Below are 13373 nucleotides of genomic sequence, written 5' to 3'. Positions count from 1 at the left end.
CCCCACCGTTTCCGTGGGGGGGCCGGGGCCGCTTCGTACCCGCCCGAGCAGGAAGGCTCGGCGGGAAAGGAAAGCTCAGCGCAGTTCGGGCGGCGGCGTCCGCGCCTTGTCGACCTTCTGCGTGCGGTCCAGCTCCGCCCAGACGATGTAGCGGTAGTCGGAGCTGTAGATCGGCGTGCAGGTCGTCAGCGTGAGGTAGCGGCCCGGCTCGGTCTTCCCCGACTCCTTCGGGACCGGCATCAGCACCTCCACATTGAACTTCGAGGTCTGCGGAAGCTCCTTGTAGACCTTGTAGATGTACCAGGTGTCGCGGGTCTCGAAGACGATCGGATCGCCCGTCCTGATCTTGTGGATGTTGTGGAACCGCGCCCCGTGGCCGTCCCGGTGCGCGGCCAGCGTGAAGTTTCCCTTCTTGTCCCAGGGGAGGGCCGACTTGACGGGGTCCGTGTAGTAACCCGCGACGCCGTCGTTCAGCAGGGAGGGGGTGGTGCCCTTCTTGACCAGGATCTCGCTGCCATCCATCGCGGGGACGTGCAGGAAGCCGATGCCGTCCGCGGAGTCGAAGGTCCGGGGCTCGCCGTCGGGGCTGTCACCGCCCTCCTGCGCCCAGTTGTGGCGTACGTCGTCGCCCTGTTCGGCCGCCGCCCGGTCGGCCAGGACGTTCGTCCACCACAGCGAGTAGGCCACGAACAGGCCCAGGATCACACCCGCCGTGATGAGCAGTTCGCCGAAGACGCTGACGACCGCGGCGACCCTGCCGCGCCGCCTGCGGGCGGGCGGTGGCGGTGCGGCCCCGGTCCGTCCGTCCTGCTCGGTACTGACTGCCACCGCACCCGTCCCCGTCCCGGTCGTCTTCTCTGGCCGATCGACGGCCTCAGCCGACGAGAGCGTCGGGCTTGCCCTTGCTGCGCGGCCGCTCGTCCACCATCTTGCCCCACACGATCATGCGGTACGTACTGGTGAACTCCGGGGTACAGGTCGTCAAGGTGATGTACCGGCCTGGCCCGGTAAATCCCGATCCGACCGGCACCGGCTCGATCACGCTCACGTTCGAGGGCGGCGTCTGCGGCAGGATGCTGGTCATGTCGTACGTGTAGTACGCGTCCCGCGTCTCGACGATGATCTTGTCGCCGGGCTTCAGCCGGTTGATGTACCGGAACGGTTCGCCATGGGTGTTGCGGTGGCCCGCCACCGCGAAGTTGCCCCGCTTGTCGTCGGGCATCGCCGTCTTGAGGCCGCCCTCGGCGTAGTGGCCGACCATGCCCCGGTCGAGGACCTTCTCCTTGTCGATGCCCTCGGCGACGGGCACGACGACATCGAGCTTGGGGATATGCATGACCGCGAAGCCCTGCCCCGGCTCGAAGGCACCGGCCTCGCGGTTCTCCGTGAAGCTGCTCTGGATCTTGTTCGTCTCCTTGCCCGCGTACAGACCGGCCTGGATGTTCGTCCACCAGAGCTGGTACGTCACGAACAGGAGCATCAGCACGCCGAAGGTGATGAACAGCTCGCCGACCACCCGGCTGGCGATGACCGCCGGGCTCTCCTTGCGCAGCCGCGCCGCCCGACGGGCCTCGACGCGGGAGAGCGGCCGCGAGGACATGCTCGTGGGCTCCACCGGGCCCGGGTCCGCCTCCGGCCCGCCCGTCGGCCCGGGGCGCCTGCGGCCCCGTCCGCCCCCCTTGGCGGCCCTGCGGCGCTCCGCGCGCCCGCCGGTGACCGGCGGCGCCTCCGGGGCCCTGCCGGGAGCCAGGGCGGGATCCAGCGCGCGGAGCGCGACCGTCCGGTCGTCCCGCTCGGATATCGGTGGAGGTACGGGCGCGGCCGGTACGGGCGGCAGGACCGCCGTCCGCGCGTCCCCGTAGTACGGCGGAGGCGGCTCCACAGGGCCCGCGGGGGCCCGGGGAGCCGCCTCGGCCCGGGAAGCCGCCTCAGGGGCCTGGGGCGGCGCCTGGCCGGCGTACCGCTGGTAGTACTCCTGCTGCGCCGGTACGGGCGGGGGCGGGGGCGCCGGCTCGTACGCGACCGGCGTCTCCTGCCGCGGCACGCCCCGGTGCCGCCCCGGTCTGCGCGCGGGCTGCGCGGGCGGCTGCCGCGGTGCCTCGGCGGCGGGCGGCTGCCCGTTCAGCGGATCGCCCGGCGGGCCGTTCAGCGGGTCCACCGGGCCGCCCGCGCCCTGCTCGTACACTCCCCCGCCCTCGTAACCGCCCTGCTCGTACACGCCCCCGCCCTCGTACCCGCCCTGCTCGTACGTGCCCTCGTACGGCGCTCCGTAGCGGGCGTCGTGCTCGGGGCGGAGCGCGGTCACGCGAGCGCCTTGCCCACCACCGGCGCCAGGCCCGTCGAGCGGTCCACCGCGCCGGGGTCGCCGCACTGCGCGAGCCAGTTGGCCAGCATCAGGTGGCCGTGTTCGGTGAGGACGGACTCGGGGTGGAACTGCACGCCCTCGACCGGCAGTTCACGGTGGCGCAGGCCCATGATGATCCCGTCCGCCGTCCTGGCGGTGACTTCCAGCTCGGCCGGCAGCTCCGCGGGCTCCGCCGCCAGCGAGTGGTAGCGCGTCGCGGTGAACGGCGAGGGCAGCCCGGCGAAGACGCCCTTGCCCTCGTGCGTGACCGGGGACGTCTTGCCGTGCAGCAGTTCGGGGGCCCGGTCGACGACGCCTCCGTACGCCACGGCCATCGACTGCATGCCGAGGCAGACGCCGAAGACGGGCACCCCGGTCGTGGCGCAGTGGCGCACCATCTCGACGCAGACACCGGCCTCTTCGGGCGTACCGGGGCCGGGGGAGAGCAGGACGCCGTCGAAGCCGTCCTGGGCGTGCGCGACGGTCACCTCGTCGTTCCGCCGCACCTCGCACTCGGCGCCGAGCTGGTAGAGGTACTGGACGAGGTTGAAGACGAAGCTGTCGTAGTTGTCGACGACGAGGATGCGGGCGCGGGCGCTCATCGGGCCGCCCCCGCTCCGTCGACCGTGACGTCGTTGAACGGCAGCAGCGGCTCCGCCCAGGGGAAGACGTACTGGAACAGCACATAGACGACGGCGAGCGCCAGCACGAGCGAGAACGCCGCCCGCAGCCACACGTTGCCCGGCAGATGCCGCCAGATCCAGCCGTACATGCGGTCCCTTCCGTCCGGTACCGCCCCGGGCGGTACCGCACCAGACTAAAGGTCGGCACGGACACATGGGCGGCGCATGCCCCAGCTGTACGAAGGTTCGAGCTTGCTCTTCGTCACAGGGTTCCCCCTCGGGGCGCGCTCCGGAGCCGCTCCAGGCTCCCACCGGCCCCTACTTCACCGGCTTCGCGTAGTGGAGGTCCACCGTGCCCGAGTAGCCGGGGAGCGTCTCCCTGCTCAGCTCGTCGACCTTCCAGCCGAGCCCGTACGCCTTGACGTACAGCTGGTAGTTCTGGATCGCCGGGGAGTTGTCGAGGGCCTCGCGGAGCCTGCCCCGGTCACCGACGGCGGTGATTTTGTACGGCGGCGAGTAGACGCGGCCCTGGAGGATCAGGGTGTTGCCGACGCACCGGACCGCGCTGGTGGAGATCAGCCGCTGGTCCATGACCCGGATCCCCTCGGCCCCGCCCTGCCACAGGGCGTTGACCACGGCTTGCAGATCCTGCTGGTGGATGACCAGGTCGTTGGGTTGCGGCTCGGGGTAGCCGGGGTTGGCGGTGGCGTTCGGCGGGGCGTCGTCGAGGGTGACGGTCAGGGCCCCGCCGGTGAGCTTCTCGGTGCCCGCGCGGGTCTCCAGGGCCTTCAGCCGGGCCTTCGCGGCCTCGTCCGAGCCCTGGTCGTGACTGACGAGGGTGTCGATCTTCTGCCGTACCGCCGCCGTGGAATCACCCAGTTCGGCGTTCTTCCGGTCGCGTTCGTGGATCAGGTCGGAGAGCTTCAGCAGCGAGGCGTCCGTACGGATGTTGGTGCCCTTGGCCGTGTTGAAGCTGGTGACGAAGATCAGCCCGGCCAGCGCGAAGACCCCCGCGGTGAGCAGCCGGACGGGGCGCCGGACCGGTCGGGGGACCGGCCCTTGGGGGGAGTCGGCAGAATTGCTCAACGTACCCTTATCTCCTTAGGCGCCACGGAAGCACTACGCTAACGGACGCCCGGGGGCGGCGGTGATCCCCCTGCTCCCGCCCCGGCCAGCCCGTTAGAGTTCCCTGCGGTCACGCAGCGCATCGACAGGAGAGTCCCTCGTGCCGAAGTCACGTATCCGCAAGAAGGCCGACTTCACGCCGCCCCCGGCGAGGCAGGCGACCGCCATAAAGCTCACGAACAGGAGCTGGGTCGCCCCGGTCATGCTGGTCCTGTTCCTGATCGGGCTGGCCTGGATCGTCGTCTTCTACCTGACCGACGGCGACCTCCCGGTGAAGAGCTTCGGGAACTGGAACATCGTGGTCGGGTTCGGCTTCATCGCCGCCGGGTTCGGCGTCTCCACCCAGTGGAAGTAGCCGTCTCCACCTTGTGGAAGTAGCCGTCTCCACTCCTGTGGAAGTAGCGGCTCCGCCCACAGCCCGGCGGCAGCCGTGCGGAAGCAGCCGGTCCACCACCTGCCCGTCAAGCTCTCCCCTCAGTTGTCCACATCGTTATCCACAAGCAGGGGAAAAGGTCAGACGATCTGTGGATAACTCCACGGGATGTTGACGCCGGTGTGACCGCGCAGGCCATTCCGATAATGCGAAAGCCCCTTGTCCCCGCTGGTCAAACCCACACCGGCGACAAGGGGCACGCATGTTCCCCACGGGATGCACAAGATCCGGCACACTCTGTGGACAACTTCCCCACCCGGACGCCCACGGGCGGCTCCGAAGGGCCTCGGGAAGCTCCTCAGGTGAGCTGAGACGTCCTGACGACGATCACGACCACCGCCACCAGCAGCACCAGCGCACAGGTCCCGAACTGCACCAGCGCCCGGTGCTTGCGCGGCGCGTGCACCATCCCTATGGCGATGGCCGTCCCCGCCACCAGCCCGCCGACATGCGCCTCCCAGGCGATCCCGGACCAGGTGAAGGTGAAGAGCAGGTTCAGCGCCAGCAGGATCAGCACCGGCCGCATGTCGTAGTTGAGCCGGCGCATCAGTACGGCCGTGGCGCCGAGCAGTCCGAAGATCGCGCCGGAAGCTCCGAGCGAGCCCCCGTTGGGCGCCGCGACGAGATAGGTGAGCGCGCTGCCGGCGAGTCCCGAGACCAGATAGAGCGCCAGGAAGCGGACCCGGCCGAGCGCCGTCTCCAGCGGCCCGCCGAGCCACCACAGGCCCAGCATGTTGAAGGCGATGTGCCAGATCGCCTCGTGCAGGAACATCGAGGTGAACAGCCGGTACCACTCGCCGTTCGCGACCCCGACGACCCGGCCGAGTTCGGGATCGAAGGCGTAACCGATCAGGCTGAGGTCGTTGACCAGCAGATTCCCGCCGACCGCGAGAACGGCGACGAAGACCGCGACATTGATACCGATCAGGATCTTGGTCAGCAGCCGCGGATCGGCCGCGATCGTGCCGCCCGCGAGGGTACGCGGCTGGTTGGCGCTCGCTCCGTACCCCGTACCGGATCCCTGCCGTACGCACTCGGGGCACTGGAACCCCACCGAGGCGTCGATCATGCATTCGGGGCAGATGGGGCGCTCGCAGCGCGTGCAGCTTATGCCCGTCTCCCGGCCCGGGTGCCGATAACAGCTGGGCATGCTTTCGGTGGCGGCGGGCCGGTCCTGGCCTCCATTGCCGCCTGGCGGGTGGTCCATCGGTCCCCTCGGTCTTCGATAGCGGCGGACGGTGTGCGGCACAGCGCACCGCCCCGCCCGTCCGGTATGTAACCACTACGGACGGGCGGGGCGGGAAGGTTCCCGGCCGACCCCCTCGGATCGGCCGTCGGATCGGCCGGACCCCTGGGATCGGCGGTCTCCCCGAGGGATCAGCGGCTCTCGACGACGACCGACTCGATCACCACGTCCTGGAGCGGGCGCTCACTGCGCGCATGGGTCGGGGTGGCGCCGATGGCGTCCACGACCTTCCTGCTCGCCGCGTTGGTGACCTCGCCGAAGATCGTGTGCTTGCGGTTCAGCCAGGTGGTCGCCGACAGCGTGATGAAGAACTGCGAGCCGTTGGTGCCGGGCCCCGCGTTGGCCATGGCCAGCAGATACGGCTTGTCGAAGGACAGCTCCGGATGGAACTCGTCGGGGAACTTGTAGCCCGGGTCGCCGGTCCCGTCGCCCAGCGGATCGCCGCCTTGGATCATGAACCCGTTCATCACCCGGTGGAAGACCGTGCCGTCGTACAGCTTGTCCTTGCTCTTCACACCGGTGACCGGGTTGACCCACTCCCGCTCGCCCCGCGCCAGCTCGACGAAGTTCCTGACCGTCTTCGGCGCGTGGTTCGGCAGGAGCCGGATCTCGATGTCGCCCTGACTCGTCCTCAGGGTGGCGTAAAGCTGCTCGGCCACGATGTGCCTTCCGTAAGTCTTCGAGCCTTCACCGGCTCTCTCGCTCGATCCTCGCACGAGGGCAGGCCGGAGCGGCCGCACGGCGGCGGAGAGCGGGCGCGCGCGGGAAGGCGGAGCACTCACGCCAAGGACCGGCGCACGCCGGGAATGACCCGGATGCCCGTAACACATGCCGAGACCGGACCCAACGGGCATGATCTCGAAAAGGGTGGATAGGTGAGATACGGAACGCCACCGAGGAGGATGATCCTGTGACCCGCATGGACAGCGTGCGCGCCGCCACCGGTTCGGCGAGGGAGAGCGTGCAGCACGCCGCTGAAGCGGTGGCACCCTACGCCGGCACGGCAAAGGAACAGGCCGTACTGGCCAAGGAGCAGGCCGCTGTGTACGCCCGTGAGGCGCGCGTACGGCTCGCCCCGACAGTGTCGAAGGCCGCTCAAGCAGCTCGTATTCAGTACGGCGCCCATGTGGCGCCCCGGGTACCCCCGAAGATCGATGACGCGGCTCGCCTCGCGGCGGACCGTACGCGGAAGGCGGCCCGTCAGGCCGCGGAGTACACAGTGCCGCGGGTCGAACAGGCGGTGGCCACGGCGCAGCCGGTGGCCGAGGAGGCCGCGGCGCGTTCCGCGGCCGCGCTGGCCGCACTGCGCGGACAGGTCACGGTGCGGGAGATCCAGAAGCTGGTGCGCAGGCACGAACGGCGGGCCAGGGCCGGCCGTGCGGTCAGGGGCGTCGTCCTCGTCGGCGCGCTGACCGGCGGTGCCTTCGCCGCCTGGAAGTGGTGGGACAAGCAGGCGAACCCGGACTGGCTGGTCGAACCACCGGCCGCCACCGAAGTCCCGGAGCGCGCCCCACTGGCATCGGTCGACGGCAGCCATCTGGTCACCCCGGTCGACCCCGAGGTACACCCCAAGACGGAAGCGGAGCGCAAGCGCGACGAAAACGGCCACCCCTGACCCGATACGACGAACGGGTCCGGTACGACAGGCGGATCCAGTACGCCAGGCTGGTCCGGTGCGTCCGTCGGATCCGGTACGGCGAACGGATCCCGTACGTCCGTCGGATCCGGTACGGCGAACGGATCCCGTACGTCCGTCGGATCCAGTACGCCAGGCTGGTCCCGTACGTCCGTCGGATCCAGTACGCCAGGCGCCGGGAGACTGGGGGAACCCCGGCGCCTCACGCGGCGACGAGTGCCGCGTCCGCGGCGTACGCGCGCGTCCGCGCCGAGTCGGCGGCGGCGTCGGACTCACCGGGCAGCGCGGCCGGCAGATGACGGACCGACGGTGACGAGCCGTGCGCCTCGGCGCGGATCCGCTGCTTGATCGTGGGCGGCAGCGACCGATCGCGCGGCACCGCGCTCAGCACAGGTCTGGACACCACCCCCCGTCCGGCCGTACCGGCCTCGGCGGAGCCGTGACGCGCGACGGCGGGCGCCGGCGCGGGCTGCTCGACCGGCTGCTGTACGGCCGTTCCGGCGGCAGCGGCCGGGGCGGTCAGCCCCAGGGCGGAGAGCACCGCGAAGAACGCGGTGAGGAAGACGGTCCACAGTTTCTTGACCTTGAAGGCGGCCATGACCCCTCGCTTTCGGGTTGAGCGATCTACATACCTTCCTCATGATGTGTACGCATCTCGAGAATCCCGGGAACGACGCCGACGCTGCGCAGCTCTTCGGATGAACACCACTCGTACGGTCCAACTGGAGTGGACACCCGGCCCCGACAACCCACCGGAAACGCCCTCCCCTGGGCGTGCCAGGCCCCGCCACGCTTGGCAACCGCCGTCTCGTACGTATCGGACTGCCTGATCATTTGCCGGACAACCCCTGGAAAAAGCGGCTGCTCCGGATACGCCCATAGGTCGCGTCTGCGTTCGCACCGCTCCACCTGCCACCGCACCCGCCGATGACCGAGCATCCGCCGTACCTTCTGGTGATCGTCACCGAGAACGCGACCGGGAAGGTCGCACGGACCGAGGTGGTGTGCCTGCTCGGGGAGTCCATCTCGAACGACGTGCTGACTGCGGCTCCGAACAGGCGGGAACCCCCACGCGATCGGCGCCGCCATACGGACCGGTGGACAGCGCCCGGCAACAAGGCAGAACGCCGTATCCTCCCGTTCTGCCAGAATCAAGCCTGTGCGCACAACCGAAGATCAACCATCCGCTCTCAAGCCCTCCCCCCCCCCCCCGCTGATTTCGGGGGCTCGGAATTACGGGGGGCCTGAGCAGGTTTGCGGATCCGGCAACTTCGGCGAGGATCTCGGCCAATTCTTCGAGCGAGGCGCGAGCCGTCTCCAAAGCGGCACGCAATTCCGGTTCCCGGCTCCATGCCCGTTCGTGTTCTCTGACCGAAACGGCGGGCGGGCGCGACGCCTCGTAGTCACTCAGCTCGCTGTGCCACTCCTCCAGCACCGGGCGAAGAACACCGTTCAGAATCGTGACAGCAAGGACACCGAAAGTGATCTCGTTCTCACGGTCGCGCGGCGAGACCTCACTACCGTAACGCCGCAATATGTCACGTGTCGTACCAAAAATCGTGTAGTACGAAGTCAGTGCCTCGCGCAAGATGCCGCGCTGCGGTCCCAGTTGTTGCACAGTGACACGGGTGATCAGCTCGATGTACAGCTCCCACGCGGCCTGGCGTTCGGCATCGTCCGGGCGCCACGTACCGCTGATGCCGCCGATAAAGGGCACCGTCAGCTGAACCGAGACTTCCGCAGGGCGCGCTTTTCTTCCCCGTCCGCGGTGTCGCCTACGCCCCCACACTCCGAGCCCCCGTCCCGTCCGCGCCCGCCGGAGTGCCCACCATACTGGGCACGACCAGCGCGGGGGGAAAGACCGGCCACATGCACACCAGGGGATGGCAGTTGATGAGCCGACAGGACTCGGAGACCGATCCGTGGGACGTCTTCGTGAGCTACAGCCGGTCCGATGCGAAGCTACTGGAGCAGTTCGTACCGGCCCTGATCGACCAGGGCCTCCGAGTCTTCGTCGATGACACCGCGGTGGACGATTTCGTCTCCATCACCGCGACCATCACCCGCGCTCTGGCGCAGTCCAAGATCCTGCTATCGGTGTACTCGGCCGAATACCCGAGGCGGCGTGCCTGCCAGTGGGAACTCACCTACGCCTACCTGTCCGGACAGCGTGAAGGGGATCCGCGGCGACGGATCCTGGTGATCAACCCCGAGGCCACCTCCGGGCACGTGCACCCCGTGGAACTGCGGGACTCCCGCCACGGGCCGCTGCCCGGGGACACACAGTCCGCCCGACGACTCGCGGCACGGGTCTCGGCGTATCTGGCCACACTGGACACGCCCATGGGCGAGACCGCGCCCGCTCCTCCGGTCGCCTGGCTGCCCGCCCCTTCCCGTACTGGTTCACGCCGTTTCACTGGCAGGCTTGCCGAGCAATGGCGCGTCCACACCGCTCTGCATCGGCACAGGGCTCCGCTCGTGACACCGACCGGTGACGGCCGTACCGCCCAGTTGCGCGGAATGCCCGGCATCGGAAAATCCTTGCTGGCGCAGGAGTACGCCTTGCGGTTCGGCCCGTCCTTCCCCGGCGGCATCTTCTGGTTCGACCTGCACAGCTGCCACGCGAACGCTTCCTCCGATGTCCTGGACGCCTACGCCGAACAGGTGTCCACCGTGATGTCCGCGCTCGGGATCGAGTCCCGTCACGCGCCCCTTCCCCATCTCCTCAGCCGACTGGCCGTAGCCTTCGGGGAGCGGAACGCTCCTTGTCTGTGGGTTGTGGACGGTGTCCCCGATGGCCTTCCGCCCGACCTTCTGGAACTGTTGCGCGGCCCCCATCTGCTGGCGGCCACCTTGGTGACCACCCGTTCCCAGCGGTACACAGCCTTCGCCGAGCCCATCGATCTCACCCCGCTGCCGGACGCCGACGCCTATCACCTGATCACCTCCCGCCGCGAACCCCAGAACCTCGACGAGCAGACAGCGGCACACGCTCTGATCCATGATCTCGGCGGCCACCCGCAGGCTCTCGACATCGTGGCCGAGCGCTCGGCCACGGACAGCTTCACCCACGTACGCAGTCGCCTGCACAACTCAACCACTGACGTGCTGTCCCTGTGGGGCCGGCCGTCCAGTTCCGACGGGGGCCGTACGGGCAAGCCCCTGACCGCGGCTCTGCTCGCCCGGCCTCTCTCCTCCCGGGCCCCCGCCGATGACGTACTGCGGCTCCTGGCCATCGCGTGCCCGGCTGCCCTGGACCAATCAGCACTCGAACATTCCCTGGCCGCAGTCGAGCCGTACGGTCCGTGGGAGGCGACCCATCACGTGGGCGAGGCCATCGACATACTGCTCGGCGAGGGCGCCGTCCAGCAGACATCGCTCGACAGCAGATCCTGGACCGTGCACCCCCTGCTGGCACGCGCCGTCCATCGGCATGACAGCGACACCGCACGGCAGGAAGACCTCCGCCGGGCTCTGCTGCAAACCCTCGCCAACCCCGCCTACGGCCATATCCTGGGACATGCCCCCTCAGCCCCGGCCCGACAGGAGCACCCGGTGCCCCGCAGGACAGCGTCCTCACGCAGCCAGGCAGAACGCAACGCAGCGTTTGACCTCCAGGTGGAACTCGTCACCCGAGTAGGCGTCCAGCCCCTCGGACCGGACCAGGGATCCCTGCGTGAAACGCTCACTTCCCTGCACTTCATGTTCTCCGCCGCCCGAGAAATACTGCACCGAGTCGGAGCCGACTCGGCCGAGACCGCCCTCCCCCGCATCGTCTCCGCCCTGGTCAACGACCAGCTGCGTCCCTTCCTGGCTACCTGGCACTCCGCACTTCACGTGCACGAAGCGGCCTGCCCCGAAGGTATGAGCTCGATTGAGCACGAACGCCGCTGGGACCGGTCCGGCGAAATGCGTACGTCCCTCGCCGGCCTCCGCGAGCCACTGACCGCTATCACCAACGAACTGGCCGAGCTCTCAGGCTCACGGCTCCTGACATCCACACTCGACTAGCGGCCCATTTTCCTCTGGATCACCGTGCGGCCGGGGAGACGGATGGCCTACGCCGGAGCGCGCGCCGTCCTGGTAGCAGACGTGGTCAAGGTCCATGGGCACCCGGGCAGTCACTCCTCCGCCGAAGCGGTCCCGGATTCGTCTGTGCCTGCTGTGCGCTCGATGTAGTGAATGAGCGGGCCGCATGGGCGATATCGGTAGCACGCCGTCAGCCGCTTGCCTGTTGAGTGGCCGGTGGGAGTGCCCGTGGTGGTGCGGGTGCCGAGAAGAGATGGGGCGTGATGGGCGCTGAGCGCATCGACACCCGGCTGCTGGAACAGCTCACCGAGCAGTCACAGGACCTGAACAGCGACGCTCTGAAGATCACGGGCCGGGCGATGGCGGAGTTCACGGAAGCCGTCGAGCCCGCGGCCCGCTGGTGGCAGCGCGGCGGCGTGCTGGCCGGCATGGTCGGCGGGATGGCACTGCTGACCCCCGGCCGGGCGATGGCAGCGGCGTCGAAGGACGACATCATGGCGTTGCAGACGGCGGCGTCGCTGGAGAATCTGGCGGTCAGCGTCTACCGGACCGCGGCCGGACTGCCGTTCATCAAGGACGGCAACAAGACCATCGTGGCGTTCATCGCCAAGACCACGCGGCAGCACGAGGAGCACGCCAAGGCGTTCAACGCGGCGGCCACCCAGGCGGGCGGCAAGGCCCAGACCGCGACCGACCCGAAGTACGCCGCCGTCGTCAGAAAGGCGCTGCCGACCATCAAGACCCCCGCGGACGTCGTCAAGCTGGCCATCTCGCTGGAGGACGTGGCCGCGCAGACGTATACGAAGAATGTCGGCCAGGTCAGTGACGCGCGGCTGCGCCAGTTGTTCGGGTCGGTCGCCCCCGTCGAGGCGCAGCACCGGGCGACGCTGCTCGCGGTACAGGCATTGCTCGCGGCTGGTGACGAGAGCCTGATCGCGATTCCCACCGATGCCGCCAGGCTTCCCTCGGCGGCCGGCAGTGTCGGTTTCCCCGCTGCGTTCTATCCGACGACACTGGCGTCGCCGATTTCGGAAGGGGCCGTGAAATGAGTACCGCGCGAGGCGGCTGGGAGCTGCCCATCGGCGAGGACGAGCTGGTCCGTCTGACGAAGGACCTGGACGAGGCGCACCGTGAGACGCTGCCGGTGATGCGGGTGAGTGCCGCAGGTCTGGTCGAGCAGATCAGGGCCGGTGGCAGCGGTGACGGGCGGGAGGTTCCGGGGCGGGCGGGCCCGGCTGATCCCGGGCGCCGCCGGTTTCTGCTGGGCGCCGGAGGTGTCGGGGCCGCGTTCCTGCTGGCGGCCTGCTCCGGTGAGAAGGAGGGGGCCGCACCGGCCGACGGTCCGGCGAGTCCCGTCGCCGACACCGTCACGTACACAGGCGATCTGAAGGTCGTCGCGCTGTCGGTCGCGCTGGAGAACCAGGCGGTCGGCGCGTACCGGGCGACCCTGGCCGCGGCGAAGGCGGGCAGGCTGGGCACCGTACCGCCTGCGGTGTCGACGTTCGTCACCACGGCGATGGCCCAGCACGCCGATCACGCCAAGGCATGGAACGCGGTACTCACCGGAGCGGGCAAACCGGCCATTACCGATGTACCTCTGTCGAACCGGAAAAGCGTCACCGCGGCGCTGGGCAGGGCCAAGAACGTGGGAGAAGCCGCCGGGCTCGCCCTCCAGCTGGAGGACCAGGCCGCACAGACCTACCTCTTCGCGACCTACAACGTGAAGAGCGCCGCAGGGATCGAGACAGCGGCGACGATCGCACCCGTCGAAGCGATGCACGCGGCCATCCTGCGCTTCGTTCTCGGCCAGTACCCCGTACCGGACGCTTTCCTCCCCGTCGACAAGGCGGCGAAAACAAGCCTCCTGACAGTGTGACAAGCCGGTGCGTGCCCGGTCCACGGCCCGATCACCGGAAATCGGGCACCCACCCCCTCCC

General features: G+C 69.1%; 13 protein-coding genes. 5 read left to right on the top strand and 8 right to left on the bottom strand.

Annotated features, from left to right (window positions below; genetic code table 11):
• Positions 1 to 75: 75 nt before the first annotated feature.
• From ACIP8W_RS22270 to ACIP8W_RS22250, 5 genes are all read right to left on the bottom strand, one after another.
• Entirely contained in the window at positions 76 to 828 is a 753-nt protein-coding gene (locus ACIP8W_RS22270; protein WP_402204293.1) for a class E sortase, read from the bottom strand.
• 46 nt (positions 829 to 874) lie between these two features.
• Positions 875 to 2218 (bottom strand): class E sortase, encoded by a 1344-nt coding sequence (locus ACIP8W_RS22265; protein WP_402204365.1) that lies wholly within the window; start codon positions 2216 to 2218, stop codon positions 875 to 877.
• An 83-nt stretch (positions 2219 to 2301) separates the two neighbouring features.
• Positions 2302 to 2946, bottom strand: a complete 645-nt coding sequence (locus ACIP8W_RS22260) for an aminodeoxychorismate/anthranilate synthase component II (RefSeq protein WP_402147286.1) — start codon at positions 2944 to 2946, stop codon at positions 2302 to 2304.
• Positions 2943 to 3116: a hypothetical protein gene (locus ACIP8W_RS22255; RefSeq protein WP_329066071.1), complete on the bottom strand. Its 174-nt coding sequence runs from the start codon at positions 3114 to 3116 to the stop codon at positions 2943 to 2945. Before ACIP8W_RS22255 ends, ACIP8W_RS22260 begins: the two co-directional genes overlap by 4 nt.
• Positions 3117 to 3285: 169 nt before the next feature.
• On the bottom strand, positions 3286 to 4053 hold the full coding sequence (locus tag ACIP8W_RS22250) for a DUF881 domain-containing protein (RefSeq protein WP_401954848.1): 768 nt from the start codon (positions 4051 to 4053) through the stop codon (positions 3286 to 3288).
• A 139-nt stretch (positions 4054 to 4192) separates the two neighbouring features.
• Here ACIP8W_RS22250 and crgA point away from each other — a divergent pair, with 139 nt between their 5' ends.
• A complete protein-coding gene (gene crgA, locus ACIP8W_RS22245) occupies positions 4193 to 4447 on the top strand; it encodes a cell division protein CrgA (RefSeq protein ID WP_401954850.1) in 255 nt (84 codons plus the stop codon).
• A gap of 376 nt (positions 4448 to 4823) precedes the next feature.
• Here crgA and ACIP8W_RS22240 read toward each other — a convergent pair whose 3' ends face one another.
• Positions 4824 to 5732, bottom strand: a complete 909-nt coding sequence (locus ACIP8W_RS22240; RefSeq protein WP_401954853.1) for a rhomboid family intramembrane serine protease — start codon at positions 5730 to 5732, stop codon at positions 4824 to 4826.
• Positions 5733 to 5902: 170 nt separating this feature from the next.
• Entirely contained in the window at positions 5903 to 6430 is a 528-nt protein-coding gene (locus tag ACIP8W_RS22235; RefSeq protein WP_401954856.1) for a peptidylprolyl isomerase, read from the bottom strand.
• 251 nt (positions 6431 to 6681) lie between these two features.
• On the opposite strand from ACIP8W_RS22235, the gene ACIP8W_RS22230 reads away from it, so the two are divergent.
• Positions 6682 to 7386, top strand: a complete 705-nt coding sequence (locus tag ACIP8W_RS22230; RefSeq protein ID WP_401954859.1) for a DUF5324 family protein — start codon at positions 6682 to 6684, stop codon at positions 7384 to 7386.
• 223 nt (positions 7387 to 7609) lie between these two features.
• Here ACIP8W_RS22230 and ACIP8W_RS22225 read toward each other — a convergent pair whose 3' ends face one another.
• On the bottom strand, positions 7610 to 8005 hold the full coding sequence (locus tag ACIP8W_RS22225) for a DUF6344 domain-containing protein (RefSeq protein WP_401954862.1): 396 nt from the start codon (positions 8003 to 8005) through the stop codon (positions 7610 to 7612).
• Positions 8006 to 9300: 1295 nt separating this feature from the next.
• Here ACIP8W_RS22225 and ACIP8W_RS22220 point away from each other — a divergent pair.
• The 3 genes from ACIP8W_RS22220 (at position 9301) to ACIP8W_RS22210 (ending at position 13312) form a co-directional block, all read left to right on the top strand.
• Positions 9301 to 11418 (top strand): TIR domain-containing protein, encoded by a 2118-nt coding sequence (locus tag ACIP8W_RS22220; RefSeq protein ID WP_402147292.1) that lies wholly within the window; start codon positions 9301 to 9303, stop codon positions 11416 to 11418.
• A 281-nt stretch (positions 11419 to 11699) separates the two neighbouring features.
• On the top strand, positions 11700 to 12485 hold the full coding sequence (locus tag ACIP8W_RS22215) for a ferritin-like domain-containing protein (RefSeq protein WP_401954867.1): 786 nt from the start codon (positions 11700 to 11702) through the stop codon (positions 12483 to 12485).
• Entirely contained in the window at positions 12482 to 13312 is an 831-nt protein-coding gene (locus ACIP8W_RS22210; RefSeq protein ID WP_401954869.1) for a ferritin-like domain-containing protein, read from the top strand. The genes ACIP8W_RS22215 and ACIP8W_RS22210 overlap by 4 nt, the downstream gene beginning before the upstream one ends.
• The last annotated feature ends 61 nt before the right edge of the window (positions 13313 to 13373 follow it).

This window comes from Streptomyces sp. NPDC088554 (genome assembly GCF_044752945.1).
Classification (GTDB): domain Bacteria; phylum Actinomycetota; class Actinomycetes; order Streptomycetales; family Streptomycetaceae; genus Streptomyces.
This window is presented reverse-complemented; position numbering and strand designations above follow the sequence as displayed.

What these genes read in the sequence shown, in the direction of transcription:
- ACIP8W_RS22225 (WP_401954862.1), bottom strand. Translation starts at nt 8,005, where the DNA reads ATGGCCGCCTTCAAGGTCAAGAAACTGTGGACCGTCTTCCTCACCGCG.
- ACIP8W_RS22240 (WP_401954853.1), bottom strand. Translation starts at nt 5,732, where the DNA reads ATGGACCACCCGCCAGGCGGCAATGGAGGCCAGGACCGGCCCGCCGCC.
- ACIP8W_RS22260 (WP_402147286.1), bottom strand. Translation starts at nt 2,946, where the DNA reads ATGAGCGCCCGCGCCCGCATCCTCGTCGTCGACAACTACGACAGCTTC.
- ACIP8W_RS22255 (WP_329066071.1), bottom strand. Translation starts at nt 3,116, where the DNA reads ATGTACGGCTGGATCTGGCGGCATCTGCCGGGCAACGTGTGGCTGCGG.
- ACIP8W_RS22210 (WP_401954869.1), top strand. Translation starts at nt 12,482, where the DNA reads ATGAGTACCGCGCGAGGCGGCTGGGAGCTGCCCATCGGCGAGGACGAG.
- ACIP8W_RS22215 (WP_401954867.1), top strand. Translation starts at nt 11,700, where the DNA reads ATGGGCGCTGAGCGCATCGACACCCGGCTGCTGGAACAGCTCACCGAG.
- ACIP8W_RS22220 (WP_402147292.1), top strand. Translation starts at nt 9,301, where the DNA reads ATGAGCCGACAGGACTCGGAGACCGATCCGTGGGACGTCTTCGTGAGC.